Annotated in this window: 27 protein-coding genes; 1 reads left to right on the top strand and 26 read right to left on the bottom strand. The window is 61.2% G+C overall.

Translation table 11 applies throughout. The features are described from left to right. Positions 1 to 3: 3 nt before the first annotated feature. From AC6I8D_RS24640 to mobA, 23 genes are all read right to left on the bottom strand, one after another. Positions 4 to 351, bottom strand: a complete 348-nt coding sequence (locus tag AC6I8D_RS24640; protein ID WP_280173388.1) for a conjugal transfer protein — start codon at positions 349 to 351, stop codon at positions 4 to 6. A gap of 25 nt (positions 352 to 376) precedes the next feature. Further along, complete coding sequence (locus tag AC6I8D_RS24635; RefSeq protein ID WP_497821232.1) at positions 377 to 5,122, bottom strand: LPD7 domain-containing protein; 4,746 nt, start codon at positions 5,120 to 5,122, stop codon at positions 377 to 379. A 30-nt stretch (positions 5,123 to 5,152) separates the two neighbouring features. Next, positions 5,153 to 5,443, bottom strand: coding sequence for a conjugal transfer protein (locus AC6I8D_RS24630; RefSeq protein WP_455853613.1), 291 nt, complete (start codon positions 5,441 to 5,443; stop codon positions 5,153 to 5,155). Then, positions 5,440 to 6,606 (bottom strand): plasmid transfer ATPase TraJ, encoded by a 1,167-nt coding sequence (traJ, locus tag AC6I8D_RS24625; protein WP_497821231.1) that lies wholly within the window; start codon positions 6,604 to 6,606, stop codon positions 5,440 to 5,442. The genes AC6I8D_RS24630 and traJ overlap by 4 nt, the downstream gene beginning before the upstream one ends. Further along, positions 6,606 to 7,430, bottom strand: a complete 825-nt coding sequence (locus tag AC6I8D_RS24620; RefSeq protein ID WP_497821230.1) for a type IV secretory system conjugative DNA transfer family protein — start codon at positions 7,428 to 7,430, stop codon at positions 6,606 to 6,608. The genes traJ and AC6I8D_RS24620 overlap by 1 nt, the downstream gene beginning before the upstream one ends. Next, on the bottom strand, positions 7,427 to 7,918 hold the full coding sequence (locus AC6I8D_RS24615) for a DotD/TraH family lipoprotein (RefSeq protein ID WP_497821229.1): 492 nt from the start codon (positions 7,916 to 7,918) through the stop codon (positions 7,427 to 7,429). The genes AC6I8D_RS24620 and AC6I8D_RS24615 overlap by 4 nt, the downstream gene beginning before the upstream one ends. Before the next feature lie 148 nt (positions 7,919 to 8,066). Beyond that, positions 8,067 to 9,389, bottom strand: a complete 1,323-nt coding sequence (gene pilV / locus AC6I8D_RS24610) for a shufflon system plasmid conjugative transfer pilus tip adhesin PilV (RefSeq protein WP_497821228.1) — start codon at positions 9,387 to 9,389, stop codon at positions 8,067 to 8,069. Further along, entirely contained in the window at positions 9,389 to 10,042 is a 654-nt protein-coding gene (locus AC6I8D_RS24605; RefSeq protein WP_497821227.1) for a prepilin peptidase, read from the bottom strand. The genes pilV and AC6I8D_RS24605 overlap by 1 nt, the downstream gene beginning before the upstream one ends. A gap of 20 nt (positions 10,043 to 10,062) precedes the next feature. Further along, entirely contained in the window at positions 10,063 to 10,527 is a 465-nt protein-coding gene (locus AC6I8D_RS24600) for a lytic transglycosylase domain-containing protein (protein ID WP_222213790.1), read from the bottom strand. A gap of 53 nt (positions 10,528 to 10,580) precedes the next feature. Next, positions 10,581 to 11,168, bottom strand: a complete 588-nt coding sequence (locus tag AC6I8D_RS24595) for a type 4 pilus major pilin (RefSeq protein ID WP_222235186.1) — start codon at positions 11,166 to 11,168, stop codon at positions 10,581 to 10,583. A 26-nt stretch (positions 11,169 to 11,194) separates the two neighbouring features. Next, entirely contained in the window at positions 11,195 to 12,310 is a 1,116-nt protein-coding gene (locus tag AC6I8D_RS24590) for a type II secretion system F family protein (protein ID WP_222235185.1), read from the bottom strand. Then, positions 12,303 to 13,826, bottom strand: a complete 1,524-nt coding sequence (locus tag AC6I8D_RS24585; protein ID WP_497821226.1) for a GspE/PulE family protein — start codon at positions 13,824 to 13,826, stop codon at positions 12,303 to 12,305. Before AC6I8D_RS24585 ends, AC6I8D_RS24590 begins: the two co-directional genes overlap by 8 nt. A 4-nt stretch (positions 13,827 to 13,830) precedes the next feature. Further along, positions 13,831 to 14,352, bottom strand: a complete 522-nt coding sequence (pilP, locus tag AC6I8D_RS24580; protein WP_497821225.1) for a type IV pilus biogenesis protein PilP — start codon at positions 14,350 to 14,352, stop codon at positions 13,831 to 13,833. Then, positions 14,339 to 15,643: a type 4b pilus protein PilO2 gene (gene pilO2, locus AC6I8D_RS24575; RefSeq protein ID WP_497821224.1), complete on the bottom strand. Its 1,305-nt coding sequence runs from the start codon at positions 15,641 to 15,643 to the stop codon at positions 14,339 to 14,341. The genes pilP and pilO2 overlap by 14 nt, the downstream gene beginning before the upstream one ends. Positions 15,644 to 15,652: 9 nt before the next feature. Then, positions 15,653 to 17,284, bottom strand: a complete 1,632-nt coding sequence (gene pilN, locus AC6I8D_RS24570) for a PilN family type IVB pilus formation outer membrane protein (RefSeq protein ID WP_497821223.1) — start codon at positions 17,282 to 17,284, stop codon at positions 15,653 to 15,655. 26 nt (positions 17,285 to 17,310) lie between these two features. Next, positions 17,311 to 17,748 (bottom strand): type IV pilus biogenesis protein PilM, encoded by a 438-nt coding sequence (gene pilM / locus AC6I8D_RS24565; RefSeq protein WP_497821222.1) that lies wholly within the window; start codon positions 17,746 to 17,748, stop codon positions 17,311 to 17,313. Beyond that, positions 17,748 to 18,803: a TcpQ domain-containing protein gene (locus tag AC6I8D_RS24560; RefSeq protein WP_497821221.1), complete on the bottom strand. Its 1,056-nt coding sequence runs from the start codon at positions 18,801 to 18,803 to the stop codon at positions 17,748 to 17,750. Before AC6I8D_RS24560 ends, pilM begins: the two co-directional genes overlap by 1 nt. 336 nt (positions 18,804 to 19,139) lie before the next feature. Then, the gene (locus tag AC6I8D_RS24555; RefSeq protein ID WP_497821220.1) at positions 19,140 to 19,760 is read right to left on the bottom strand and encodes a hypothetical protein; all 621 of its coding nucleotides are present in this window, start codon (positions 19,758 to 19,760) and stop codon (positions 19,140 to 19,142) included. A 38-nt stretch (positions 19,761 to 19,798) separates the two neighbouring features. Next, positions 19,799 to 20,182, bottom strand: a complete 384-nt coding sequence (locus tag AC6I8D_RS24550; protein ID WP_497821219.1) for an HNH endonuclease — start codon at positions 20,180 to 20,182, stop codon at positions 19,799 to 19,801. A gap of 719 nt (positions 20,183 to 20,901) precedes the next feature. Beyond that, positions 20,902 to 21,108, bottom strand: a complete 207-nt coding sequence (locus AC6I8D_RS24545; protein ID WP_497821218.1) for a TraY domain-containing protein — start codon at positions 21,106 to 21,108, stop codon at positions 20,902 to 20,904. A 246-nt stretch (positions 21,109 to 21,354) separates the two neighbouring features. Next, positions 21,355 to 21,891, bottom strand: coding sequence for a helix-turn-helix transcriptional regulator (locus AC6I8D_RS24540; RefSeq protein WP_497821217.1), 537 nt, complete (start codon positions 21,889 to 21,891; stop codon positions 21,355 to 21,357). Positions 21,892 to 22,001: 110 nt separating this feature from the next. Next, positions 22,002 to 23,969, bottom strand: a complete 1,968-nt coding sequence (traI, locus tag AC6I8D_RS24535) for a TraI/MobA(P) family conjugative relaxase (RefSeq protein WP_497821216.1) — start codon at positions 23,967 to 23,969, stop codon at positions 22,002 to 22,004. Beyond that, entirely contained in the window at positions 23,969 to 24,310 is a 342-nt protein-coding gene (mobA, locus tag AC6I8D_RS24530) for a plasmid mobilization protein MobA (protein ID WP_497821215.1), read from the bottom strand. Before mobA ends, traI begins: the two co-directional genes overlap by 1 nt. A gap of 241 nt (positions 24,311 to 24,551) precedes the next feature. On the opposite strand from mobA, the gene AC6I8D_RS24525 reads away from it, so the two are divergent. Further along, the gene (locus AC6I8D_RS24525; protein ID WP_497821214.1) at positions 24,552 to 24,875 is read left to right on the top strand and encodes a hypothetical protein; all 324 of its coding nucleotides are present in this window, start codon (positions 24,552 to 24,554) and stop codon (positions 24,873 to 24,875) included. A gap of 41 nt (positions 24,876 to 24,916) precedes the next feature. On the opposite strand, the gene AC6I8D_RS24520 is transcribed toward AC6I8D_RS24525, so the two are convergent. The 3 genes from AC6I8D_RS24520 to AC6I8D_RS24510 all read right to left on the bottom strand — a co-directional run bounded on the left by AC6I8D_RS24520 (position 24,917) and on the right by AC6I8D_RS24510 (position 26,144). Continuing rightward, positions 24,917 to 25,264, bottom strand: a complete 348-nt coding sequence (locus tag AC6I8D_RS24520; RefSeq protein ID WP_497821213.1) for a DUF5983 family protein — start codon at positions 25,262 to 25,264, stop codon at positions 24,917 to 24,919. A gap of 110 nt (positions 25,265 to 25,374) precedes the next feature. Beyond that, positions 25,375 to 25,791, bottom strand: a complete 417-nt coding sequence (locus AC6I8D_RS24515; protein WP_497821212.1) for a hypothetical protein — start codon at positions 25,789 to 25,791, stop codon at positions 25,375 to 25,377. Continuing rightward, positions 25,788 to 26,144 (bottom strand): hypothetical protein, encoded by a 357-nt coding sequence (locus tag AC6I8D_RS24510; protein WP_497821211.1) that lies wholly within the window; start codon positions 26,142 to 26,144, stop codon positions 25,788 to 25,790. Before AC6I8D_RS24510 ends, AC6I8D_RS24515 begins: the two co-directional genes overlap by 4 nt. Positions 26,145 to 26,214 lie beyond the last annotated feature (70 nt).

The following is a 26,214-nucleotide window of genomic DNA, read 5'->3' as shown; positions in this document are numbered from 1 at the left end:
TCCTTACATTCCGTAGGACTGCCACGGATCGATGCTGGTCGGCAGGTTGCTGTTGATTTTGTCCGTCAACGCCCCGCAGACCTTCTCTGACGCCTGGTTCATGATGTCCTGCAGGCTCGGCAGGTTCGGCAGGCTGATGGAAATGTTGCGGATGCCGGACAGGCAGTTTTGCAGCTGATCGGACGTCTGGCTTTCACGGGCGGCCCACGCGTCGTTAGCCTTTTTGGCGGCGTTGTAGCCCGCCTCGCTGCCGGTCTGCGCGGCGCTGCCGGCTCGACAGGTCGCGGCGCCGGCGGCAAAGGCGGTGCAGCAGAAAAAGACCGCCACGAGGGCGGTCAGGTGTTGTTTCATGTCAGTTCTCCTGTCAGGAAGTGGCTTACACCGGGCGGGGTGGGGTGACCGGCGCTGCCTGTGGTGCCACCGCCGGCCGGTCCTTTGGGGCGGCAGCTTCTGCCTTGTAGCGCTCGTCGTAACCAAGGCGGGCGTGCAGCGCAGCGGGCACGTCTGCCGGAGCGTCGAGCTTCGCAATTCGCGGCTCAGCGTCACCGGTGAGGCGCACCACCACGTGCTCACGCGGCACGGGCTGACCGTTTGAGCGGTTGATGCCGTTGCCGCTGCCGACAGGCTGCGCTCCTTCCGGCGTCAGCAGGTTGACCACCATCGGCGGTGCGTCAGCGCTGCCCGGCAGGCTTACCAGCACGTGCTGATAGGTGCCGCCCTGACGTACCACACCCTGCAGGTAGTCCCCGTCGCCCTGCACCAGGTGCAGGTCGAGCCGGCCGTCATCGCCCCACGCGGACATCACCGGGATGCCGGCGCGATCGTTGTGCGCCGGGCGCGGCGCCGAGAGCGCATCGCCCGCCTGCGCGCTGCCCTGCCCGTCCGGCTTCAGCCAGTACAGGCCGTCGGCCGGCTTTGGCGGTGCGTCGACGTCCAGCCCGAGGCGGCTCACCAGCGTGTGCTGGATCTGGGTGTAACGGTTCACGTCCACGGCCGCGAGCGGCACCATGTCGTCTGCACCAGTCTGTACGCGGGCTCCGCCCACCGGGGCCATTGACCACTGATTGCGTCGGGTCTGAACCTTTTCGTACTGGCCGGTAAAGTTACCCTGAAGGTCCTTAACGGGCTTGTTAACGGTGACCGGCTGTTCGCCCTGCCACTGAAGGGTGACCATGCGCCCGGGCTTAAGGTTGGTTTCGCGCAGCAGGCCGGCAAGCTCCTTGCCCCAGAAGGTCTGCGGCCCCTCTTTAGTGCGCAGGGTAATAAAGGTGCTTTCGCTCTGGTCCGCTTCAAAACGGAACGGCGCCTGCCCGCAGGCGGTGACCTTACCAGTCACCGGCTCGCGCGCCTTTTCCGCCGGCGTATGAACCGCCGGTGACATCTTCGGCGCGGCAGGCTCTGGCGACGGTGCAGAAGCGGGCTGCTGTGACGCTGTCACGGGCGCTGCGCTTTGTGCGGGAGCCTGTGCAGGCGCAGCCTGCGCAACCGGCGTTGCGGGAGGCGTCTCAGTGGCCTGCGGTGCCTGCGGGTCTCCGCGTACCGCATCAGCTGGCGCGGCTGGCGTGACGGGCTGACCCGCTGCGCGGCGCGCGGCGTCCAGGTCCGCCTGCTGGCTGGCGTTTTTCATGCTCACGTCAAGCTTATTGGCCACAATGACGCTGATCGCAAACGCCTTAAACTCGTCGCTGCCGGTCAGCTCGATGCGCCCCTGATAGTGATTGGCGGCTGTCAGCAGCGCGGCGAGCACTTTCTCCTGATGCGCGCTGGCACCCTCTGCCATGACCAGGCGATTACCGCGGTCAATGAAGGCCGCCTCGCCGTCAAGCTTGTACAGTACGCTTTTGCCGTCCGGGTGCTTCTCGTGCGTGACGCGGCTCAGCAGCTTGTCGGCATCGATGCGTGCCTGTTTCGACCCGGATGAGGCTGGCGCATCTTCATCCTGCGGTGCCACGCGCGGGGCGCCGACCAGGATGGCATTTTCTGCGCCAAATGCGGATGTCAGCGGGTTGACCGCCGGCACGTCTGACTGCGGAACAGCCTCCGCCGCGGGTGCTGCTGCTTCATGCGCAGGCTCCGGCGCGCGGGCAGCGGGTTCAGGTCGGGCGTCCGCTGCTGCCGTCTGCAAGGATACGTCCGGCACAGCCGATGCAGCTGGAGCCGGGACCGAAGGTGCCGGTGGTGCCTGCTCCGCTGCCGTGACGGGCACCAGAGGCGGTTCGGATGCCGTTGCAGCTGCCGCTGCATTAGCCTGCGGAGCCGTGACACTGGCATCTGTCACCGGTGTCGCTGGTTCAGACACGGCGGCCACGGACTGTGTGGCAACGGGAGCCGGCGCTGCCGCAGCTTCCGGAGAGGGCGCGTCAGAAGATGTGACCGGTACTGAAAGCGGTGCCGGTGTGGCCGCAGCGGCCGGTAACGGCTGTGCGCCCAGATTCGCAAAGGCCCCTTCTGCTGCTGACAGTGCCGCCGGCGTGACGTTGCCGGTCTCTGACAGCCGCACGGCCTCATTGCGCAGCACCGCCAGGTTATCCTCAAACTGTGCGCGCGTGACCTCACCGCGAACGAGCAGGCCAATCTGCGCCTCAATGCGTGAAGGGACGCTGGCAACGTCGAGCGAGGCGGATCCGGGATTGCGGGAGAGGTAGTCTCCGCGGGGAGCCGGTGCGTCCGGCGAGGGCATGCCCGCAAGTCCGCCCTGCGTGACGCGGTCAAACGCGCCCTGCACTTCTTTCAGGTGGCTGCTGGCATAAACGCCCAGCACCTTTGCATCATCAAGCTGCGCCTGCAGTCGCGCCACGTTTTCCATCAGCGCCGGCGCCGCCGTTTCACCGCGGGCCAGCGACACAAATTCATCGCGCAGGGCCGTCTGAATACGATCAAGCGCCGTGGCGTTCGGGTCAGCGGCGGACGCCGGCGGCAACTGCGCCGCGAGCACCGCCGCGCCAGCCGAATACTGCGCGGCGCGCTCAGGGCTCTCCAGTGATGCCATGCGTTCAAAGACCGCGCGCGTTTCCGCCTGACGCCCGGGCGTAAAGCCCTCCGGGTCGGCGCGGGTAAACTCGCCGTAAAGCATCCGCACCTCACGATCAAACTGCGCACGCGTCACATCCCCGCGCGCCAGCAGCGCGTACTGCTGACCCACCCTGTCCGGTACGGTATTAATATCAAGCGTGCCGCCCGTCGGGTGCAGTGAACTCCAGGTATCGCGCTGCCCCAGCAGGCTGCGCAGGCGGCTGAACCCGCCCGTCTCCATGACGTTTGCCCCTGCCATTCCGCCCTGCGTCACCCGGTCGAAGACCTGCTGCATCTCCTTCACGTGCTCACGGGTGTACACGCCGGTTATCGCCGCGCTCTCCACGCGTGAACGCAGCGTGCTGATGTCCTGCAGCAGCGCCGCCGGTGAGACCTGCCCGCTGGCCAGCGCGGCCAGCCTGTCGCGCAGTTCGGCGCCGGTGCCGTAGAGCCCGGTGAATCCGTCATAGGTACCCGGTGATACCGGCGCCGGCGTCACCGGTGCTTCAGGTGCTGGCTGTGCTACCGCGACGTTATCAGCCGCCGGCGCGGTGACAGGTTGCGCTTCGGCTGTCGATGTCACGCCGGTAGCCGGCGCCGGGACATCAGATTCGCTGGCGTTAACGGCAGGTACCTCTGCAGGCACAGAGGTCGCGGCCGGGATGACCGGCTCATTCACAGTGGCTGCAGGTGAGGCGCTGTCCACCGCCGGCGCGTCTGTCTGCTGCGCCTTCAGAATGCGATACACGCTGGTCTGCCCGATGCCGAGCTGCTCCGCAATCTGTGCGGGCTTAAGCCCTTCATCACGCAGCTTCAGGATCTCATCCGTTTTCTCTTTTGCCGCCCCGGGGCGACGGACAGGTGTGGATTCGGCTGCGGCGTCCGGGGACGCGGCGGGAAGAGTGTCCGGCGCTGGCTGTGCGTCGTCGGGTGTGGCCATGACGTTTTCCTTGTAGTTAAGCCCGGCAAGGGCCTGATTAATTTGCGGAAGGAGGTCAGCCCTGAGGGCTTCCGTACCGCGTGACTGGTGTACATCGTTGAAATCGGTCAGGCCCGCGGCGCGCTCTGCGGACGTGAAGTCGGGGATGATCACCTTACCGCCGGTGTTACGCGCGGCCTGCTCCCCCATGACGAGCCCGGTGTTAACCGGCTTGCTGTGGTCGAAGTCGACCATGAACAGGTGTGGGCTGTCGGGATAGCGGGCGCTGAGAACGTTAGCCACGTTCAGCATGTTCCCGGCGTCGATGGTCATCACTACCGGGCGCCCGGTCACCTCGTTCAGGCTGCGCGCAGTGGCGTAACCTTCGGCGTACAGGATCGGCTCCCCGTCCGCGAGCGTTCCGCCCACCACCTTGAAGTGGCCGGCTTTCGGCGCATCCTTAAACAGGTACTTTTCACCGTCCGGCGGTATGTACTGCAGCGTGCGGAAAGCACCGTCCACGTCCTGAAACGGGATGACCAGCGCACCGTTACGCGTCTGCCTGAGGTCCGCGTCCGCCGTTACTCCCTTGCGCTGAAGATAAGCGTGGTCGGGGTCGGCGGTCGGAAGGCGCTCGTAGAGGCTTTTCGCTTTTGCGGTCTGCTGTGCATGAGTGGCTGCCAGCCGGCGTGCGGAGTCATCACGGGACTGGCGCGCAACAGCCTTCATATGCAGGCGTGCCACCGGATCGGCTTCCCCGCCGGTGCCTTTCCACTTCGTGATGTCCTTATGCGTTTTAGCGGTCCAGTAGTTGATGAACCAGCCACCCGGCTTGCTGCCGTCCAGAAACCCCCGGTAGACGCCGTCGCCGTTGCCCTTCGGGCCGTCGGTGACCGATACGCGGTGGATTTCACCGTCCATCACCGGCAGGCCGTCAATAATCAGCCCGGCGCCGGTCAGCGCGTCCAGAAATTCAGTCTGCGGGTCCCCGCCGCCGCTGCGCCGCGACGGGTCTGGCAGCCAGGCCTGCAGCCGGCTGAGGTCAGCCCCCGGGCGGGCGTACCAGAGCTGCGCCTCCTTATCCCACGTGATCGCGTTGCCTCCGTCCGGATGTTTACCGGCGTCGGCGCGCGCGGCGTCGCGCTGGTCCGGTAAAACGGCAAGCCACACCGGATAATCCGCTGTCTTCATAAAGCCTCCTGTGCTGCTGTGTCAGGACGGCTACTCGCCGTCGGTAAACCGGCGGTACCACCACGGGCGGCCGCTCAGGGATTTGCCGCGCGCCCAGCGAGCCAGGCGCGTAAGCAGTTCGGTGACGCCCCAGCCAAACATCCTCAGCACGCGGAACACGGCGATGATGCCGCTCACGACGTAAATCGTGTTCATGGCGGGAAAGCGGAACCAGAAGAGGTAGAGCAGGAACAGCCAGGCGGGGATGCCGACGAAGTTGAGGGCGCTGCCGGCCCGCCGCCAGAACCCCGGGGGATATGCCTCTTTATTCAGCGTACTCACGCGGTCCCCTCCTCAAACTCGCGGCGCTGGCGCGGCGACATCACCACGGCCAGCTCGGATTCGGCAATGCGGCCCCCGCGGTACAGGCGCCAGGCCTGATCCACGATGCGGCGCTTCTCCAGCCGGATGATGTTGTTGATATGCTGACCCCACTGCGACCAAGGCATTTCGGCGAGCCTTTCGCGCAGGCTGTAGTCGAAAAGGATGAACTCACGGACCGCGATGCGCTTACCGTCAATCGTGCGCAGCAGCGTCTGTACCACCACGTACTGCAGCACGCCCAGCAGCGACCACGCCATGGCCTCACGGCTTTCGTGGGGAAACTCGTTAATAAGGCGCGGGAAGGCCTCGCCCGGCGAGTCGATGTGCGTGGTGGAGAGCATCAGGTGACCGAGCTGGCCGGCGCGGATACCGGCGTCAATGGTCTCGCGGTCGCGCATCTCCCCCACGCCGATGACCGACGGCGCACGCCGGAGGTCTGCGCGGATGCCCGTAGCGAAATCGGGAATGTCTTTTCCCACCTGCGACTGCAGCGGCGGCAACACGTCGCCCGGACGGCCGAGGATGAACTCAATCGGATCCTCTTTAGTAGTGAGCTTGCGATCGGGGTCCGTATCCAGACAGTGGCGATAGGTCGAGGCGAGCGAGGTGCTTTTGCCTGAGCCGGTAATGCCACCCCACAGCCCCACCCCCTTCGCCGGGAGGAGGTTCGCCATCAGCTCCGGCTCCAGCCCAAGACTTTCCAGCGGCGGGATGTCGGAAGGAATGACTCGCATTGTCCAGCCAATAGTGCTGTCCTGACGCCCCGCAGTGCCCTGCAGCAGATTGACGCGAAAGCGGATGCGCTCGCCGCGCTTCAGTCCCCAGCGCCCGGTCATGTCGCCGTCGAGCTGCATCGCCCGGTCAACAGACACGCCGCCGCGCACCTGCGGGCGGAGCTCCGGGGAAAACACCTCGTCCATCAGTTTGGCCATGGTGTCGTCCGCCACCACAAACGGGCTTGCCCTGAGCAGGCGTCCGTAACGGCCGACCACAAAGTGGTTGTCGCCCTGCAGGTGAATGTCACTCACGTTGTTGCGCGCGCACCACACCATAAAGCCGCGCAGCGTATCGGCGCTGAGTCCGCCGCTGAAGTCATAAAGTTCCAGGTCTGAGGCTGCCATCAGCGCTTCTCCGTATTGATGACCGGCTTCCACTTCGCCTTGTCGGTGACGAAGCCGGCGCGGGATTCAAGACGTCGCTCGCGGTCACCGGTGGTGAGTTTGTTGTTGTCGCCGGTGACCGTCTGCTGGCGCTCGGTGACCACCGGCGCCGTGATGAGGTTCTGACGGCGCAAGAGCACGTACTGCAGCATGCCGTTGTAGTCGCGCGTCAGGCGGTTGACGTTGGCCTCCAGCGTCTCGTCGGCGCTCTGGCGCCCTTCCGCCCAGCCTTCGTTGACCGCCGCCTGCCAGATGTCGCGCTGCACGCCGTTTTCCGGGATGAGGCCGCCTGCCGGCTCGTCCGGCGGCACGGTGCTGAGCCCGGCCATCAGCCAGCCGCGCCACGTCGGCGGGTTGCTGACGAAGCGCTCAGGCTGGATGATTTCGTACACGTGGCTTGCGGTGCGTATCTGGTCGGGCGTGACGTGCGCCACGTCCACCGCCTCGGTGATAACCGGCGGCAGCCAGCCGCGGCTGCTGATGAGCGGGCGGAAGTCATAGGTGGCATCAAGCTGCTTAGCCCGCGCCTCCAGGTCGCGGCGCAGTTCCCACGCCCGCTGCGCCTTGCCGCCGCGAAAGCCGGTGGTGCGCCCGCCCTCGGTCAGCATCTGCCGGCGGTTGTCGGAAACGTCAGCGGTGTCGCGCTTTTGCGGTGACAGATAGGCCTCCGGCCCCGGCGGCGGCGCGCCGTCAGGCCCGGGCGCAGGTGCCGCTTTCGTAAAGTGAAATCCCGCGCAGCCCGCCAGCAGCGCGGGCAGCAGCAGGACGCAGAGTCGGGCTTTCATCGGCGGCCTCCCATTTTGTTGCGTCCCGGCTCAGCCGGCAGCGAGGGCATAAACTGCAGCACCATCTGCCCGGGGTAAGTCACGAGCGTGGCGCGCCAGGCGGTCTGCATCTCAATCATGCGCAGGACGTTTGCATAGGTGACGTCCTGCACCTCAATGTCCACGGGCAGCGGCAGGCGCACGCCGGCGTAGCTGAACTTCAGGCCGCGGGCGCGGGCCAGTGCGCTCAGCAGCTCCACCGCGTCGCCGTTCCAGCTGAAAGTGACGCGATCGCTGTCGGCACGAATGATCGCTACAGGCAGCGCTGTGCTGTCGCTCATGTCACCTTCAAGCCACAGTTGCTGCAGCTGCAGTGCCGTACGCGGCGGCTGAGTGGTTACGTGGGCCGCTGCAGCAGGCGCGGGCGGCGTAACGCTTGCGCTGTTAATGGCCTGACAGCCGGACAGCAGCACGGCCGCAGCGCAGGCTGCGGGAAGGATTGTTTTCATGAAGTCTCCGGAAGGCTCGGCTTGATCGTTAACGGAACAGGGGATCGCATACCCTGGGAGAGGGATGCTCGGGGGCCTACACGGCCAACTGGCAGATCCCTGTTTTTTGCGCGATGAATTAGCCTGATCGGCAGGTAATAAAATTCACCTAGTAATCAAGCAGGATTTTGATACAGCTGCAGTATCCGTTGGGTGCCTGTCCGGGCTGAATAACCGGACAGTTATCATCTGTTCTTGGTGTGTAGCCCACATAGTCATCTGAGCGCCCTTTATCAAAGGACGTCCTGCGACAGTAGTATCCGGTGCGGCCCTGAGTGGATTTTGCCCACACACCGGATTGGCAGGAAAGTATGGCGCCAGTCGCATCATGGCTTATCGCCCCGGTCTGGCCGCAGGAAGCGCCAGGATTATTGACCTGATCCTGACTCAGCACCCCTCCGGCCGAAACGTCACCGTCCGAGCGCAGGCTGCCCGCCCGCATCTGTCCGGCGGTGTAAATATTTTTATTATTAACTGACCTGACCCAGTCGTTATCCGACATATAAAAACCGCCGCCGTACGTTTCATTCAGCCAGCCCTTGCCACCGCGGGTAATGATCCAGCCGTTGTTGCTGCGGATATCGTTGTTTGCCGTGATGCCGTTATTGGCCGTGACGTTGTTACCGGCCGCTACGTTGCCATTTCCGGTCACGTTACCGTTCGCCGTCACGCTGCCGCCGGCGGTGATGTTTGTTCCCGCCGACACCTGACCAGTAAATGCACCCGTCGCTGCGTTGACCGTGCCGCCGCTGTTAATGTTGTTGCCGTTCATATCGATGGCCGTATGCATGCGGTTCAGGTCCGGCCGGCCGGTCACCTGATAGCGGTAAAGCCTGTCGCTTTCGTCAGCATCGGTGCCGAGCGCGTCGGCGGACAGGAATGCCGCAAGGCGCCCCTGCTGACCGGTCAGCCCGTAGTCACCGAGCTTTGCCTGCCAGCCGCCGTCGGCGCCAACCGCGTTATTTGCCGGCCAGACGTAGCCGCCCATGCCGTCGGTGTCCGTCGCTATCTGACGCAGGCCCTTATAGGGGATCTCGCTGCCGCCGGTGGTCAGCACGAAGGCGACCAGCTGGCCCGCCTGACCCGGGTCTCGGGCCACCGCGAGCTGGTAAGTCTGTCCGCTGTCGTTGGTCAGTGAAAAGCCCGCCGGGAGGTAGCCCTGCGTGCGCAGCGTGGCGCCGGTGATCACGACAGGGCCGCCGGCAACCTGCGTCAGCAGCGTGTTGCGGTTGTCGCGCACGTAGCGCTTGCCCGCCTGCGCCACGAAGCTCAGATGCGAGGCCGTTCCGGTCCAGACCTTTTCCTGCTGCATGCCGGCGTAGCGGTCCATTGCGCCGGGCGTGATGATGAGCACGATGGCCATCACGATGCCGAGCTGAAGCAGCATGTTGCCGCGGTGTACCGCACGCGGCTTCCGTTTCAGAAATTTCATCAGAGCACTCCCGCCAGTTGTTGGGGAAAGAAAAGGCACACGCCGCACAGGTAACCAAACAGCGCGGGCGCAAAGGGTTTTGAAGTCTGGCGCGTCAGCGCCGCGCACAGGCAGCACAGCAGCAGCCCGCCGGCGGCGGCGTAGCACGCGCTGCGCCACGGCAGCCAGGCGCACAGGCCGGCCATCAGATAAACGTCACCGAGCCCCATGCGCTCCTCGCGCTGGCGAAAGCTGGCCAGCCAGCGTACGGCGCCGGACAGCGCGAACGCGGCGAGACTGACGGGCAGCGCCTCGCTGAACGGCAGCACCGCATCCGGCAGCGCCGCAGAGGTCAGACCGCCCAGCCAGAACGTCATCGTGTAGCGCAGCGGCAGCCACTGACAGCGAAGGTCGGTAAGCGTCAGCGGCACCGCAAGCACCAGCAGGAGTAAGCTACGCAGGACGGTGCTCACCGGCAGCGCAGGTGGGAGCGACAGCAGCAAGCCGGCGGTGAGCAGGTAAATCAGGGCAACCGGCGTCAGAAGCGGCCAGGTCAGAGGCGGACCGTCATGCGTGCGCAGAAATCGGCTGGCCTGATGCGCCTGCAGCGCAAACAGCCCCGCGCAGCAGGCAAGCCATACGCCGGCCGCCGGACCATCGGTAAATAAAGTCATGAAATTTTCCGTGTGAAAGGTCAGCGTCGGGCCATGTAGTCGGCGTAAACCTTGCGGGCGTAAAGCATCCGGCGGGCGGTATTGTCGTCGGCGAAGCCGGCGTTATAGCTGCCGAGGCACTCCCACGTGACGCCGCAGACCTGCAGGTGCCGTGCAAGTATCCAGGCCCCGACCATCACGTTCAGGCAGGGTTTTGTCAGCAGGTCCTGCTCGCTCTGCAGCACGCCCATAGTGCGCAGCTGCGGCACGTGCGTGGAGTTGATCTGCATCAGGCCGAAGTCCCGGCTGGTAACCTGACCTTTTTTGTTGCGGTTATAGCCGATAGCCCCGGCGTTGAAGCCGCTTTCCACCTTGCTGATGGAGCGCAGCAGCTGCGGATCGACGTGGTAGCGTGCGCCCGCCTCGTTGTAGCAGTAAGCCTGCGCCGGCAACGCGGCGCACAGCAGTAATCCGGCCACCGTCAGCAGGTATGTAAGCCTGTTCATCATGAGTCACCGTGAGTCGGTCAGAAAAAGCGCCGGGTTTCCCCGGCCCTTCATCAGGTGTTGCTGGTGAAGACCAGCGTGTTGGTGCCGGCTGAGCCGCTGTCCGCCGTGCACTGTGATGCTGCCACTGACGCACTGACCGCCCCGCTGGTCGAGCTGCCGTTGATGCTGGTTGAGGCGACGTTGTTGGCGCCACTCATTTTCTGCACCAGCTGCGCGCAGGCCTCCTGCGGCACCTGCGTGTAGGTCAGGGAGAAAGCGGTATTCTGACCGCCGCTGGTGCTCACCGGCTGTACCGTAACGCTGCCGCCCCAGCGGTTATTCAGCGAGGCGCTGCCCGATGACTTGGTGCCGATCACCGCCATGCTGCCCGGGGCGCCGCCAAACTGTACCAGCGCGCCGGTCATGGCCGCCGCTGAGCTGAACTGGTAGGTGCCGCCGGTTTTCAGCATGCCGCGGGTATTGGTCATGAGCTCCCCGGCGTTGGACATCTCTTCGGTGTAGTCCGATCGGCTGAACAGACCGTTTCCGGAGGAGAGCACCCAGACGAGCACGAGGAGCGCAGCGATGCCCACGATGACGGCTTCCTGCAGGTTAAGGGCGCCGCGGTGAACGGCAGAGCGTTTTAAGGGTTGTGACATGGTTGAAACCTCATTAGGAAAGAAAGTTAGCGGTTGCCAATCAGCGAGCCCAGGTCCTGGGTTGCGATAAACGTGAGCAGCAGATAGCCGGCGGTCACGAGCATCCCCAGCAGCTGCAGAAGCCGGGAAATACGTTTGATGCGGTTGATGGATTTGGTGAGCCACATGCGCGCGAAGTTTTCGATGTTGTCCTCGCCGCCCGGACCGGAGGTCAGCAGCAGAAGCCTGTCGATAGCCTCCCGCGAGGGAAACGCATAGCCGCTGTCGGCCAGCGCCTGCCCGAGGTGCTTACCGCGTGCCACCTGACGCCGGGTGGCAGTCAGACGCTCATACAGCCAGGGCGTGGCGTTGCGGCTCAGCATGTCGAGCGCCTCCTCCGTGCGGACGTTGGCGCGCAGCAGCGCGCTGAGGTTCAGCAGAAAGGAAACGCCCTGCATCTCCCGGTAAAGGCTCCACGGCAGCAGATAGTCCAGCACCTGACGCCGCACCGGACCGGTGAGGCGCGGCAGTGACCAGACGACCCAGCCGGTAAAGGCAGCCAGGACGGCGGCCAGCACGTAACGGTTACCGATAAAGAAGTGCGTAATGGCACCCAGCCACCACAGGGGACCCGTCCAGCGGTCGGGCGGCGCGAGCTGTTCAAGACGCGGCAGGAAGCGGTCGTAGACCATCTGCATCATGTAGAACGTGCCGCCCAGCAGCATCAGCGGATAGGTCAGGTTCACCACCGCCGTGGCCTTCATTTCGCCGATGCCCTTCACCACCTCAATGGCGCGCAGCAGCGCCCCGCGAAGGTCTTTAGCCACGCGCCCCGCCCGCAGGATTGTCGCCTCCTGCGGCGGTATCCAGCCGGCCAGCCCGGCGTCCAGTCCCCGGCCGCGCGTCAGCGCGTGACGAACGTCCCCCAGGCAAAGCGATACGGCATCGTTTTTACGGCGCCGCGTGCGCTGCATGCCGGCAATCGCGTCCTCGGTTTTCTGGTTGTTCTCCAGCAGAAACGCCAGATCTTCGTACAGCATCATGCGGTCTGCCGTGCTGAAGGTTTTCTGTCCAAGCCAGCGCCCCAGCCCTTCCGAGCGCGCGCTGCCTCTGGCAAGCGAGCCCTTGAGGCGGCCACGCAGCAGGCGAATAAAGTCAGCCATGGCCGCCTCCGCTGCCTGAGAGGACCAGCGCCTCCGGCGGAAGCAGGTTCAGGGTGTCCTCATCGAGCGGACTGAGCTTATCCGCATCAATGGGGTCAACCTCGCCTGCCGCTATATAGCGCATCAGGTGCATGCCGCGGGTGATGCCGCCCATGTGATGCACCCAGTAGCTGCGGGCCGCGAGCTTGCCGAGCTCGCGATAAAGCTGCATAAAGCGGGCGTCAGGGCGGATGACCTCGGCAATCACCTTACGTCCGGTGATGCCGTGCCAGCAGCCCTTAGCGCTGCAGCCCGCATGGTTGCGAAATGCGACGGTCGCGGTATTGCAGTATGTTTCAACCAGCTCGCGGTCGTCTTCGCTGAGCGTTTCCCTGACGTCTGCCCAGCCTTGTTTACATGCCGGGCAGAGCGTCTGCACCAGGCGCTGCGCGATGAGGCCAATCACCACCTGCGGATCCATGACCATGCCGGCCGGTATGTCGAGGGTATCGGTAAGGCGGTCAATGATGCCCGGTGCGTCGTTCGCGTGAAGCGTGGACATCACCAGGCTGCCGCTTTTTCCTTCGCTGATGCAGGCGCGGGCGGACCAGCCGTCGCGGATTTCACCCACAACCTCCGCGTCGGGGTCAAGCCGCTTAAATGCCGAAAGACGACGCTGCCAGGCACGCGTGACCGATTCAGAATCGTTGCGGTCGGCGATGATAGTGGTCTGCACCGCTCCCTTCACCTTGCCCTCCACCGGGTCTTCCACCGTAACGAGACGGCGTTTACCCCGCGTCAGCTCCACGTACATGTGGCAGAAGGTTCGCATGGTTTTGCTCTTGCCCGAACCGGTGGGGCCGGCGGTGATGATGATGCCCTCCGGGCGCTGCAGCATGCGGCGTATCAGCTTCTGCTGCTCGGGAAGGTAGCCCAGCACGTCGAGCGAGGGGATGTCCTCGCTTTCGTCCAGTATCACGCGCAGCACCACGTAGAGGCCCGACTCGGTGGGCACGGCCGAGTAACGCGCGGCGTACAGTCCGAGCGCCTTCACAAATTCGTTGCGCAGGCGCCCGTCCTGTTCATCTGTTTCGCTGAAGGCCTGCGGCGCCACGTCGCACATCGACATCACGATAGTGGAAGCAAGGCTCATGCCCTCCTCCACGTCCAGCTCGGCCTGCAGTTCGAGGTCGCCGTGGATGCGGAACACCACCGCCGTAATATTCTCGGCGCCGATAAGGATGTGAATGTCTGAGGCGTGCGACTCGCCGGCGCGGCGCATAAAGTCCACCACCTTTTTCTGCTCCGGCGACCACGTTCCCGCAGCGGCGCTGCCGCCGCGTCCGGTCTGCAGCCGGCGAAGCTCGCTCAGGTGCACGGGCAGGATATCCAGCCCCGGCAGGCTGCGACGGGCGCGCGCGATTTCCGACTGCACCGCCGGGCTCGCGCGATGCTCGGTGGACACGTAAAGCCGCCCCTGCTCCGGGTTGCTGTCGTCAAGATGAAGCCAGTTCAGTGTCTGTTCGCTGAATTCCATTCGTCTACCCCGCGAAGGCCAGTGAAACGAGGCCTTTGTCAGGACTGCTGACGGTCACCTCGCTGAACGTGATTTTTGCCACCGTCCAGGCGGTGCCCGGAATGCGGCTGCCCGCCTGAACGCGCACCTGATTGCCGCCCTCGAGCTGAAGCGTGGCGGAGAGCTGCTGGCCGCCGGAGATTTCCACAATCAGCGGCAGCGCGCGGCTCTCCTGTGCGGGTTTGGGTGCGGCGCTGTCCTTCACCGGCGCGGCAGGCTGCGGATTAAAAGGCCCGCCCGTGCCGGCGTCGTAGCCGTTTTTCTGCAGCTCGTTGAACGCTTTGGCCTGCGCCAGCTGCGCCTCGTACAGCAGGGTTTTGGCCTGAATATCTTCCAGCCGGCCAAGGCTGGTATCGCGCGGGCCGGCATCAGGAGAGGCTGCCGGGCCGGGCGAATCCGATCCTTCAGTCGCTGCGGGCGCGGCGACGGCCAGCTGACTGACAATCAGCGCGGGCAGCAGCAGGTAACGCCACTTAATTCTCTGCATAGAGCATTCCTTCCAGGGTGTAGGTCAGCCGGCTGCTGTGCAGCTCGGCCTTTACGGAACTCAGCCGCAGCCCGTTACCCGGGAAGCGCGAAGCGTCGAACAGCCGGTCCGGCGGGATATCGGTGATAAAGGTGAAGCTGTAACGCTTCCACGGCAGCGGGATATGGTCCTGCCCGACGGTCTGGGTCAGCACGACGGGCTCGCTGAAGCGCAGGTTTGCCCGCAGGCGCTGCGCGTAGCTGGTCATGCGGCGAAGCTGCTCGTCCCCCGGCAGCAGCATTTCGGCCGGCGCAGCGGCAAAGCGGACCGTTTCCTTAAATGACGCGTCGTCGGACGGCCCGGGCATGTTGAACACGGCCTGCGCCCCTGCCCCGTAAAGCTGCGGCAGCCGGGCGGCAAAGTCCCCCACTGTGCCACCGTCCGGCAGGGCATAGTGCAGCGTAAGCTGCCCGGTGGCCTCGCACGTTGCCCGGCTGAACACCCAGCCGGCAATCGACAGCGGCGCCTGACGCCACTGCTTCACGCACGCGCTGAGCATGCCCGAGAAGTCTGGCTGCCCACCCCACGGTTTATTCAGGCTGGCAGGCTTCAGCGCCGCCGCCTCGCGTGCGCGGGTCAGCTCGGCCTGCACCCAGGCGGCGTGCTCGGCCTTTTCCTTTTCCTCCAGCCAGTGATTGCCGTACCAGGCGCCGGCCGCGATCACCGCAGCCAGAAGCATCAGGCGGGATGGCGTGCGGCTGTCGGTTTTGTGCAGCAGCGCCCGCGCCGGCACGGTGGCCGGGAGCAGGGCACTCAGCGGGTCACGGCGCGCGTCGGGCAGGTCCAGCAGGGTATCCGGATCGAACACGGTCCAGCCCGTTGACGGCGCCGGCGCCGTGCCCCGGAACAGTTCGGCAGCGCGGAGTGCGGTGGCCGCATCTCCCGTTACGTCCCCGTAAGGCGAAGGGTGACCGCCGGTGACCGCCATAAACCAGTACCTTCCGCCGGGAAGCAGAAAGATGCCCCAGCAGTCGGCGGGCACGCTTCCGAGCAGCGCCGCCGCTAGCGAGGCTGGCCGCTTACCTTTGGGAAGAATGGCAGTGTCGTCGGCAAGCGTGCCCAGCCAGGTGGCGGGCTCATCGGCCGTACCGGCGGGCAGCGCCAGCCAGTGGCTCGCGAGCTGGTCACGGGCCTCAATGCGCATGCGCCGGCGCCCGCGTACCGACACCCACTGCCAGTGCAGGCCGGCAATCAGCGCGTGTTTCCCGGAGGGAACCACGCTGACTCCGGGCTGCGTCAGTTCAGACGTCATAAAACCTCCTTATCCCAGCACGACGGGCGTTACGAGGATGATGAACATGCGGCGGCTGTCGTCACCGCGCGCCCCGCCTCCAAGGCCAAAGAAGCTGTAGCTCCCTGTGCCCTGCCGGTTAGCCGAATCGCTGAGCTGCTCATAGCCGCTCAGCACCAGCGTCTGGCCGGACTGCATGATCACGCGCTGTGTCGTGGTTTTCAGATTGGTTTTGGCCAGCTGCGCGTTCTGCCCGCCGGAGGTGAAGTCCTTGAAAGTCGGGTCGTCAGACATGCTGATAGAAAACTCCAGCTGCATCTTCGGCGAGTTCGGCATCAGGAAGGGCAGCGCGGTCATGTTAAAGCCGGTGGTGATGGTCGCCGTGGTGATTGAGGTGCTGGTCCCGACGTTCGCCGTCTGGCTGGTGCTGATGCTCGGCACATAGTCCTGTTGAAGCGCGTTCTGAATCGGGACGGCAGAGAGGTTCGTTGTCAGCGCCGAGGCTGTGGTCAGCACGCTGAGTTTCGCCTGCTCGTCCAGCGCCTTGAGGAACGTCTGCGTCCCCTCACCTTTGCCGTCCAGAATGGCCACGCCGCCGCTTAACGCGTCAGAAGCGGCCCCTGTGAACGGGCTCGTCAGCGACAGGCCGACGCTGCCGGTGTTGAGAACCGCGTTCCAGTCGATGCCCAGCTGGTTCTGATGGCGGTTCTCCACGCTGAACACCTTTACCGAAATCATCACCTGGCGGTTAAGCTCGCGGTTACGGTCGTCAATGTAGCGGCCGATGGCGTCGAGCACGCGAGGCGTATCGGTAACCGTCAGCACGCCGGCGGAGAGGTTAAGGCGCCCTGAGCCCGGCGTCAGCATTGACTTCACCGTGGTTTCCACGTCCTTAAAGATGTTGGACTTAATGGTCGCCGTCGTGGTCTGGCTGGTGCTGTTGTCGCCCTTGTTACCACCGCTGCTGTTACCGCTCGTGCCGGCAGAAGACGTGGTACCGCTGACAGTCTTTGATTCAAAGCTCGCGTCACTGTCCATAAAGTTAATGGCGAAGTTGCGCGTATCGAGCCAGAAGATTGCGATGTGCCCGTACTCGTAGCGCCACGACAGGCCAAGCCGCGTGGTCACGTTGTCCAGCAGCCCGCTGAGCGATCCGTTCCAGCTGACGCCGCGCAGTCCGCCGTCGCCCTGCTGCATCGTGACCGGCTGACTGCTGGTCTGGCCCATAGCGGCCAGCGGCACCATGCCGCTGGCATCGGGAGCCGGCAATGGGCCGGGCATTTTTTCTGTCCGGCCACCACCACCGCTGCCGGCCATGGCCGCCTGCGCGTCCGGAGTCACGACCACCGGGATGCGGCACTGATCGGTAATAAAAGCGCTGACGTAGGCGAGCGTGACGCTGCCGGGACGATTAATTTTGACCGCGCAGGGCGGCAGCTCGGGACGCTGCCCGGCGAGCCCGTTCAGGGGGATCGGGTTAATCCACTGAGACGTCAGGTCGCGCACGACCTGTCCGCTTTCAAGCGCGCGCTTGTGTGCATCGGCCTGCGCCTCTGTGGCAGCGGCCCGCTTTTCGGTGGCGTCCACGCGGTCAAGCGTGCTGCAGCCGCTGGCCAGCAGGCAGAGCGCCGCCGCCGCGGTCAGCCGGTGAGGTATTTTCATTGCTGTGTCCTGTAAGAAAGGGAAAGTCAGTTAACCCACACCACGCTGCCGTCGGGGATGACGGCAGGGACGGTGAGCTGCATGTCGGCGCCGGAATTGTCGACCAGGCGGCGCGATACCACGCGTCCAGCCAGCGCAGAGTGACGGGTCTGCGTCAGCAGTGCCGCCATCAGCCCGGGCTGAGCCGCGCGCCACACGTAGGTCCTGCCGCTGGCGATGACGTTGCTGAGGCCGGCGACACTTTTCCAGCCGGTAAGCTGCGCGTCGCTGACGCTGAGGTTATTCGCTGTGGGGTTCAGGTAGCGCCAGTCGTTGATGCGGTTCATGTAGCGCACCATCTGCGTGGCCTGCAGGCTCTGCGTCTGGTCCTGCAGCTGCCCCGCCTCCTGCACGGCCCGCTGGTCGGGGGAGAGCCCGCCCAGCAGCAGTCCCGCAAAGAGAACCAGCAGCCAGTACATGATCATTACTGCACCTCCTTATCATCCACCGACACCACGCACTGTGCGGCACGCACGCCCGCGTAAAGCGGCACCTTCGCGGTCCCGTAGAGGGTGAAGAGCCGGTTCAGCATCTCGCGGAAGCTGCCGTCAAAGTGGAGCGGTGCGTCTACCCGGTAGTTGGTTGGCGTCAGCCAGGCCACGGTCCAGTTCTTAATGCCCGGCACGGTACACGTCTCCGCGGCGGCCTGGCTGTAAAGCCAGTCCTTCACCGTGCTGCCCGTCTCAATGCGCCAGTGACGAACCTGAACCACTGGCGGCGGTATCACCGGCAGAACGGGCGCGCGGGTTGTTGCCGGTGAAACCGGCACGCTTGCCGCCCCGGCAGCTTTTGATGTGGCATCGCCGTGGAACGGGTTACGTCCGGTGGTCGGCAGCGGAACAGCTTTCACCGCTCCGGCCGGAGCCGGTCTGACGGGCACGGCGGCAGGAACCGGGGGTGATATTGGTTTGTCTGCGCTGCGTGCCGTCTGCGCGCGCTGCGCGGGCTCTACGGTGACGGTGCCGGTTTTCGCATTAACGGTCGCCTTCATCCCGCGCCCGGCCAGCAGCTTGTCCACGACGAACGGCCAGCGATCGTTGCCCGTCCACTGCCACAGCTCGGGCGCGTCGGCGGAAACGGCTTTGTCGAACACCACCGTGTGTCCGGGCGGGATAATTTTGCGCAGGGCTGCACGAAGCGTTGGCGCCGCGCCCCCCTGACGCACGAAGCCGTCGGAAGGCCCGGCGCCCGCCGTGGACGATGGCGCTGCGGTGCCTCTGAATACAGGGGCCCCGCCCGCCGCGACAGCAGGTTGCGACAGCAGCGGCGCGTGAGCTTTCGTGCCCGACGGTGAAGCCGGGCGCTGCGCGGAAGGCGTGCTCTGGTGAAGCCGGTACTGCATGGCGCTGATGTCGGCCGCGCTGCGCGAGAGGATGCCGTCCACCACGCTGCCCGAGGGCGGCCCGGTGATGACCGCCTGCTGCGCGCAGCCAGTGAGAAACAGGACCGGTATCAGCCCTGCCCGTTCGGTAAATGACATAAAGAGAACTCCGGATAACTCAGGGCTGCACCGTCTCTGCGGCGGCCGGAGCTGGGCCGGCAAAAACCGTGCGGGAAGGCAGGCGAAACCTGCCGGTCAGAAGGGGTGTTGCGGCGCCGGGTGCCTCCCGGTGCTCTGGCCAGACTGACAGACGCCAGAGCGGCATGACTTAGACTTGTAGCATCGCATTAATGAGTAATAAGACGATGTCAGTCTGACCGCGTGCGCTGGCCGCAGGTCCGCCACAACGAAAAGCGCACTGACCGGTCAGGGTGAGTGCGCTTTTCGTTGTGATCCCGGATCGGGCAAATGTGCCCGGCCGGTTGCCGGGCGTAATCAGTAAGTGCTGACGAGCCAGATGAGGTACCCGCTATCCGTCTGCCTTACGCTCATCAGCGAGCCTTTATCCGGCAGCAGCACGCTTCCGCCGCTGATATAGCGGGGTTGATCAGTATCGCTGCGGAGTGAACCGGCAATTGCCTGACGCTTGAGAGTGGCTTTCAGCGAATAATCCAGCATTACAGCAGGGGGCAGTTGCTTTACGGATTCAAGGTAGTGAGCTTTCAGGCTGGCGCTGAACTCTCCGTCAGGCCTCATTGAAAACGCACCGGCCTTACCGTCTTCACCAGCCGGGAGCCGGATGTGCAGCTTGCGGCCGGTCTGACCACCTTCCAGCAGAAGGTGCATCACGTCCCTGCTGCTCGCCGCATCCAGCACGTAAAGACCATCACCTTCGGCCCCATCGGCCTCCTGCCGCACATTAAGCCGGGTAAGAATGGCGTTCATCGAATCAGGCTGTGCCGGAGAAAACGTAAGGGCTGATACGTCAAAATGATGAAGAAACTGACCGTAGCCTTCAGACAGACGGGTTACCGCGTCAGAAGAGATGGCTGAAGCGGAAAGGCCCGCCATCATGACGATTACGAGCGCTGCCCGTGTTATCGCAAAACGTTTCATGAATGATGTCCTGATAAATGACGCTTACAGGCGGGCTGTCAGGCGGCTGAAGATTGGCTGTGAGATTTTTTCAAAGTCAGTATTTGCCTGGCCGGCTGGGCTGAGGCGCAGCGTTCGAACCAGAACACAACGGGTTCGGCCTTTACGTGACATAAACCGAACCGGAGGGCGGTCCGGAAATTAACGCTGTGCCGCTGTGCCTTTACAACCTGCTCAGCAAGAATCGTGCGAAACACCTCAGGTGGGGCATTTCCCTTTGACGTACGGCACTCCGTACAGACGGCGGCTATACCGCCATTAATGTAATTTTTACCGATGTATTCTGCATGCCAGTCTTTAGCAAGTAATGTGCTGCCGCAAAAGGCGCAGCGGCCGCTGAGCTGCTCACGCACAGCATCCCGTTTTCGTTTTGAAAGGTTCATAATAATCCCTGAATACGTCCTGCATCCCGCAGGCGCCTGAAGTGTATTAACTGCACGTCCGGAGCAGTGCCGGGCTGACCCACTCCGGAAAGAGTGGGTCCGCACAAAATGCTCTGAGTCATCTTGGCGTATGTGGCGTGTTACGACAGGGAAACCCGTTCGCGTCCTTACAGCGTAAGGAGCTAATCATCACTAGAGAAAGGGAAACGGCGGATCGCCCCGAGCCCGCTATCAATAGCTACGTCGAACTGATTCGCAGGGATATCATTGAAAGTTAAACCCGTTCGCTGCTGCACGGCGTGCAGCGCTAATACTCTCCGGGAAAATGACGTCCGGAAACCGGTAGCCGCGAAGCCCGCAGGCACCAGAAAAAGAGATATCGAACTGATTCGCAGGGATATGAACGTAACACCCAACATTCCGACTTTGAATTGTGACCGTCAGCGATATAAGAGACCGGTACAGAATGCCTCACTTTCTCTTATAACCTGCCCCGCCTTGCGACGGGTTCCCCTGATGTGATTCTGGTCATGACATAACCTCCGGACATCTTCCGTGCACCAGTGTTGCGTGCCGGCAAGAGAGGACCTTGAGATCAGGGTTTCGGGCACATTGTTAAAGAGCGGAGGCCGTTTTTGGGCAAAAAGAAGCCCTGCGCGAATGCGCATAATTCATCAGAAATGAGTGCCGGCAATTAATAAGCCGGATCAGATAATCTATTAGTCTTTGCTGCCTGTTCCGGCAGGAAAACGTTGCCCTGGTGTGGCAATCGATTCGAACAATTCAAGATGGTCTTCTAAACGAAACAACGCTTCTGTGACTTTCGCGCGGCCGGATTTTTTGGCTGACGCGGTAAGTTTTTCGTTCAGTTCCGTAGACATGTACAGCATGATTGCGATGCCTTTATGGTTTTTGGGGGCTGCCATGTCAACTCCATGTATGCGTTGTGTAAGCATTAAGTAAGTGACCGGTATTAAATAGGATTTATCCTGAATTGGAAACTACCTGTGACAGGTAGTTGACATGCTAACCAATAACCTCGCAATCTTTTAAATAGATAAATATCAATTACTTAATTGAGAGCCCCATAGATTAGCACCCCTTGTGGGGGGTGCTATAGCCTGAAAAAAAATCGTAATTAACTCTAATATTTTTGGTACTAGAGATTGAAACTAACTTAAAGCCAAATTAATGAGGAGCTTGCTGAAGATGAATACCCTGAGAGCATTTAACGAGCAGACTTCCAGTTTACTGAGAACAGCTTCGATGCTTTTCATAATTTCTTCAGGCGTTAAACCCAGCCTTTTGGCTGTCATATCTGTTGGAAGCCCTTTAATAAAGTAATAAGTACACTTTGCCTGATTAAGTGATAATTCTGGCAGGAGGGTAATGAAATTATCTATTTCGGAATGATGAGCATTAGACAATTTAAGGCTATCTTTCACACCATGAGGGGATGCTGATTTGCGACTCAGCATAACTCTGCTTAGAAAAATCAACCTTAGTGATTGAAGATTGTTTATATCTAAACGCTTGCGTGCAGCTTCAAGCGATTTTTTAATAGTTTCAGCAGATACGCCTCGTAGCTCTCCGGTTTCTTTGTAAGTCGCGCCGGCAGAATATAAACAAGTGTCGGTAACTTGTAGCTGAGTTAGTTCAGGAAAAAGCTTGCACAATTGTGCATATACAATAGGATCCACGGCAGCCATAGCAGCCTCCTAGACAGGTTGTTAAGGTTAGCTGGTTGTACAGGCCTCTAACCCTGTGCAATCAGCGACTAAATACTTCCGTTTGGCTTATTTCTCTTCCTTTAATTTCCTCATGGTCGTGGTAAATCTTTGCTAACACGCACCGGCACGTTCTCCGCTTCGACTGAGTCGTAACGTGGCACAGCTACCGGGGTCTGGGAACCATTGCTATATTTCTCACGGAACCATGACTCAGTAACTTCAACACGGTCCTGTTGTAATTTATTACCCACGTAAAATCTGTGAACGGCATTGTTCGCATTCAGAACCGCACCGCTATCGAGTAATCGTGTAACGCACGCCTGATCGCCATTAATGACTGCGTTCTCACCTGAACGACGCGCTGTAACCGCAGCTGCAAGCCACCAGGTTTCCTGATCAGACTCTCCACGAGGGAATACTTCAAGCCTGTCGCCATAATCAGTGACTTCAGCGATCCCATCGCGCTGGTACTCTACGCTGCCATCTTTCAGCAGTCTGACATCATGCGTCGGATTTCGCAGAACAGGAGCATCATCTCCGGAGCCGAAATAAACCACTGCATCCGGGATGCGGCTTGCGGTTTGTGCTTTACGGGCGTTTCGTTTTTCACGATAAGCCCAGCCACGCATCTGGCTGAGGGCTGCAACATCCCCATTCACCGCTTCACGTTCAACCCATGACTTCCAGCTCAGCGGTCGGCTCGCACCGGTGTCGCTCAGTACCTGACGCTCCTCGCGCAACTTCAGGCGCAGCTCAGCCATTGCCTTCATCTTTTCAAACTCAGCAACGCGATACATCAGCTTACGCATCAGTGGATCTCTGACTGTGTCGCGAACGTGTGCTTTAGCAACCACGCAGTGTGACGAAATCTGGCGGAAGCGCTCACCCGCACGCAGGTCAGGTTTCTCCCAGCCGGTACGATATGCATCATAGCGGGCACGCAGAATGTCACGTGCAACGGCGCGTGCTTCACGACGTTCGCGACGGGCTTCCTGATCGCGCACGTGCAGCTGAGGCATGTAAAATTTATCAACGGTTAGAATCCCTGCCTCATGGTCATCAGGATCGGACGCTGGAGCTGCCGGTTGATAATCACCCCAGCGCTTAACCATGGCAGCATGGCTGATAGCAGGATGCACGTCAGACGCTTTGACGCTGACGCCTTCCGGATTGAGCAGATCATAAATCGCGAGCCCGCCGTTTTGTTCGCGAAGCCCAAGCCCACGCGTATAAAGCACGTTGTGGACCAGCGGCCAGTCCAGACAATCCTGCTTAGAAAAATCGTTTAGCATCTGACGGGTTTCACGCACCACATAACCGTGAAGACTTTCTTTATCAGAAAAAATCTCGCGTTTAGCAGCACCACGAGGAGCAGAAGGTATGTCGCGGCGGGTACGGTGGAGATCACCATACTGATCCATATGCCAGCTGCCGTTATCCACGTTAAAACCAAACTCACGCTCCAGCACCCGGCAGCACTTCTGGAGTGTGTCTGCGTCGTTCCACATGTTTTGTGCAGCATAGGTCTGCGGATGAACGCGGTTAGCCGATACGTGGCAGTGTACGTTGTCAGTGTCGCGGTGAATGGCGGCCACGTACTGATGCTCTTCCATTCCGAGCTGTTTAAGGCTGTAGCGAACGGAGCGGAAAATCGCGTCCGGTGACGGGTCTTCTTCGCCCTGCCAGGAAAGAATAAAGTGATACACCGCATCCTTACAGTGGCGGTTTTGTGAAGCGATCAGGTTCATTTCTGACGCAGCGGTATCGAGTGAGAAACAGTTGGTCTCACACAGCACTTCACCCGAGAGCACGCGCTGAATGCCCTCGGGTGAAATGCTGATGATTTCGCTTGCGGGTGCTGCACGCTTACGTCCGACGTAGTCAACCAGCTGACCAAATCCGGGAGTAGAAATGTACTCTGCACCCGGAGCCTGCTCTGCTGCATCAGGGGATACAACCTCAGCGCTTTTCTTTTCCTCGCGCGTGCTCACGTAGTTAACCAGCTTCTTAAAGCTGGTCTTCTTATCGCGGCGCTTTGGCGGGATGATCACGTTCATCAGTCTTTCATGTCCTCAACCGGTACCGGCGTCATGTCCAGTGCGTTAATGGCGTGCTTGATGCTCGTCAGAACTTCCGAGAACTGGTGGCTCAGCTCGGTTGTCATGTTCGTCTGCATCTGGGTATACAGGTGTTTCTGCAGACCACCCAGACGCAGCAGCTCGTTCATCATGCGAATGTCGGTGCGCACGGTAATGCGTCGGTTGAGTGCCGTACGGCGAAGGTACTCAGATGTTGTGAGTCCGGCTGCAATCGCCTTCTTTTTGATGGCGTCAGCCTCAGCTTCCGTACAGCGCAGCTGGATTAGTGTGTTCTTCTGACGCTTTTCACTTTTCGACATAACTCAACCTTTGCACATTACCCGGGTGTCGGGGCGGAGCCCTGACCAGGACGTTTTGGCATTATCGTCTGCGTGCAGGCGGTAATGACAAAACATTTCCTGTCCCGTCTTTTAATCAACTGTTCGTATTTTGCCACTTAGCTGGTCAGAAGTAAACCGGCGTCATGTGGGGTGATGGGGGTGGAAATGGTGGTAAAAATCCAGCAAAATCGGGTCTTTACCATTTAGAAGGAAAAATGACATGGCGGTACGTAATGTTTTCACTCAGAAGCAGCTGGATGAGGCGCGTGAGAAGCTGGAAAATCTTCCAGATTTGACGCCGCAGCGTATCACCCGCGAAGCAGCACTGGAAAATTTGAAAGACACCATTCTGATGCTGGCGAAAGAGAAAGGCTATACCGTGGCGGATATCAAATCGGCGCTGGATTCAATGGAATTCCGCTTCAGTGAGAAAGCAATTTCCACAGTGATAAACGAGGGGAATGGAAAGAAAAAGCGCCAGCCTCGTAAGACTGACGCGGCAAAGGAAAAAAACACTCAGCAGGAAATCCAGCCTGCATCATGAATCGATTCCGGCAGAAAACACGATCCTCTGCCGGAATATTTTTACCAGTTGTGTACAGAAAACCCTTCCAGTATTTCCGCATCTGCATCGAAGTGAATCATCGCAACCTGACATTGTTCAGTCAGATAAGTGACAACGTGACTGAAGTCATCGGAGATTCCTTTACTCATGAGTTGTGCTATCGCATCGGACCTTGCAGACATACGAATCAGAAATCCGTATGTTGTCGGATGTATCCAGTTATATCCTCCATCTTCACCGCTGATGTGACGCGAAAGTGAATCCAGAATGTCAGAATCTTCCCGCGTCATATGTGCATTGCTGATAACGGCACAGCGACATATTTCAGGGACCTGTTGCTTAAATAAGGTGTTTTCTGGTGAAGTCATTGTGTATTCCGCCTGAATAGCGGTCTCCGATGTAGTGGAAAATTTCGTATCGAACTCACGCACTAAGCGGGATTGGTATTGCCTGCTCAGGATGAAGTAAGTTTGAGGACTCAGGTACGCAGAACGGTGTAACCAGTGTCAAAGTCATACACCGCAATTGGATAGCCATCCCGGATAAAAATTTTACGGCCTTCCGGTTCTTCGGTGGGTTCGTCAATGACGATCAGAGACTGGAAATCCTGCCCCTGAATACCACCCGGCCCGCAGAACTGGCCGCAGCGGTAGAGGTAGTCAGCCAGATCGCTGAACTGCTCCAGTGTGAGCAATTGATCCGCCTCAGGTTCGCTGGTTTGCAGCGTCTTAACCGCTTCGGAAATTGCGCACTCAATGATGTTATATATCTGATCATGTTCCTCATTAGTCAGCGGGCGGCTAAGGCTGAAGGAAACAGAATCCGCAACCAGTTCGGCGTAGCCGTCATGTGAGCTGGTCATGGCTTCTGTAATGTCTTTGATGGTCATTTTCATTTTTTGCAGTCCCACTGGCCATGTTCAAGGGATTCGGCTGCGAAGTGCATCCGGGCGGTTTCCAGCGAGCTTTCGAAAGAGATTGCGCCATCATCCCGCCAGCAGTGCGCACACAAGTGCATGATATCGGTCAGAAGGTCGGTGACTGCGGTTTCTGCCGGTTCAGTGCTGTCGCCGATCCCAGTCTGCTCCGCAAAACGTAACAGTGCGGATGCCGCAAGGCTGACGCGACGTGCGTTGTCGTTAACTTCTTCAGTAGCCTGTGCACGCTGTGACAGAGCCTGCAAATCAAGGATGGTGAATGCTTCTTCAGAAAGTGAAGCGGTCAGGGTGGTGATGTTTTCGGAATTCATGTTAAACACCTCTGTGACGGTATAGCCGACGGGTTGGGAATGGGGAAAACAACGTCATGAGGCCGGTCAT

This window comes from Pantoea sp. X-Soil-MYKO-1785 (assembly GCF_059730675.1).
The sequence above is the reverse complement of the archived record's forward strand: the minus strand, read 5'-3'. Positions and strand labels throughout refer to the sequence as shown.

What these genes read in the sequence shown, in the direction of transcription:
- AC6I8D_RS24640 (WP_280173388.1), bottom strand. Translation starts at nt 351, where the DNA reads ATGAAACAACACCTGACCGCCCTCGTGGCGGTCTTTTTCTGCTGCACC.
- AC6I8D_RS24635 (WP_497821232.1), bottom strand. Translation starts at nt 5,122, where the DNA reads ATGAAGACAGCGGATTATCCGGTGTGGCTTGCCGTTTTACCGGACCAG.
- traJ (WP_497821231.1), bottom strand. Translation starts at nt 6,606, where the DNA reads ATGGCAGCCTCAGACCTGGAACTTTATGACTTCAGCGGCGGACTCAGC.
- AC6I8D_RS24620 (WP_497821230.1), bottom strand. Translation starts at nt 7,430, where the DNA reads ATGAAAGCCCGACTCTGCGTCCTGCTGCTGCCCGCGCTGCTGGCGGGC.
- AC6I8D_RS24615 (WP_497821229.1), bottom strand. Translation starts at nt 7,918, where the DNA reads ATGAAAACAATCCTTCCCGCAGCCTGCGCTGCGGCCGTGCTGCTGTCC.
- pilV (WP_497821228.1), bottom strand. Translation starts at nt 9,389, where the DNA reads ATGAAATTTCTGAAACGGAAGCCGCGTGCGGTACACCGCGGCAACATG.
- AC6I8D_RS24605 (WP_497821227.1), bottom strand. Translation starts at nt 10,042, where the DNA reads ATGACTTTATTTACCGATGGTCCGGCGGCCGGCGTATGGCTTGCCTGC.
- AC6I8D_RS24600 (WP_222213790.1), bottom strand. Translation starts at nt 10,527, where the DNA reads ATGAACAGGCTTACATACCTGCTGACGGTGGCCGGATTACTGCTGTGC.
- AC6I8D_RS24595 (WP_222235186.1), bottom strand. Translation starts at nt 11,168, where the DNA reads ATGTCACAACCCTTAAAACGCTCTGCCGTTCACCGCGGCGCCCTTAAC.
- AC6I8D_RS24590 (WP_222235185.1), bottom strand. Translation starts at nt 12,310, where the DNA reads ATGGCTGACTTTATTCGCCTGCTGCGTGGCCGCCTCAAGGGCTCGCTT.
- AC6I8D_RS24585 (WP_497821226.1), bottom strand. Translation starts at nt 13,826, where the DNA reads ATGGAATTCAGCGAACAGACACTGAACTGGCTTCATCTTGACGACAGC.
- pilP (WP_497821225.1), bottom strand. Translation starts at nt 14,352, where the DNA reads ATGCAGAGAATTAAGTGGCGTTACCTGCTGCTGCCCGCGCTGATTGTC.
- pilO2 (WP_497821224.1), bottom strand. Translation starts at nt 15,643, where the DNA reads ATGACGTCTGAACTGACGCAGCCCGGAGTCAGCGTGGTTCCCTCCGGG.
- pilN (WP_497821223.1), bottom strand. Translation starts at nt 17,284, where the DNA reads ATGAAAATACCTCACCGGCTGACCGCGGCGGCGGCGCTCTGCCTGCTG.
- pilM (WP_497821222.1), bottom strand. Translation starts at nt 17,748, where the DNA reads ATGATCATGTACTGGCTGCTGGTTCTCTTTGCGGGACTGCTGCTGGGC.
- AC6I8D_RS24560 (WP_497821221.1), bottom strand. Translation starts at nt 18,803, where the DNA reads ATGTCATTTACCGAACGGGCAGGGCTGATACCGGTCCTGTTTCTCACT.
- AC6I8D_RS24555 (WP_497821220.1), bottom strand. Translation starts at nt 19,760, where the DNA reads ATGAAACGTTTTGCGATAACACGGGCAGCGCTCGTAATCGTCATGATG.
- AC6I8D_RS24550 (WP_497821219.1), bottom strand. Translation starts at nt 20,182, where the DNA reads ATGAACCTTTCAAAACGAAAACGGGATGCTGTGCGTGAGCAGCTCAGC.
- AC6I8D_RS24545 (WP_497821218.1), bottom strand. Translation starts at nt 21,108, where the DNA reads ATGGCAGCCCCCAAAAACCATAAAGGCATCGCAATCATGCTGTACATG.
- AC6I8D_RS24540 (WP_497821217.1), bottom strand. Translation starts at nt 21,891, where the DNA reads ATGGCTGCCGTGGATCCTATTGTATATGCACAATTGTGCAAGCTTTTT.
- traI (WP_497821216.1), bottom strand. Translation starts at nt 23,969, where the DNA reads ATGAACGTGATCATCCCGCCAAAGCGCCGCGATAAGAAGACCAGCTTT.
- mobA (WP_497821215.1), bottom strand. Translation starts at nt 24,310, where the DNA reads ATGTCGAAAAGTGAAAAGCGTCAGAAGAACACACTAATCCAGCTGCGC.
- AC6I8D_RS24525 (WP_497821214.1), top strand. Translation starts at nt 24,552, where the DNA reads ATGGCGGTACGTAATGTTTTCACTCAGAAGCAGCTGGATGAGGCGCGT.
- AC6I8D_RS24520 (WP_497821213.1), bottom strand. Translation starts at nt 25,264, where the DNA reads ATGACTTCACCAGAAAACACCTTATTTAAGCAACAGGTCCCTGAAATA.
- AC6I8D_RS24515 (WP_497821212.1), bottom strand. Translation starts at nt 25,791, where the DNA reads ATGAAAATGACCATCAAAGACATTACAGAAGCCATGACCAGCTCACAT.
- AC6I8D_RS24510 (WP_497821211.1), bottom strand. Translation starts at nt 26,144, where the DNA reads ATGAATTCCGAAAACATCACCACCCTGACCGCTTCACTTTCTGAAGAA.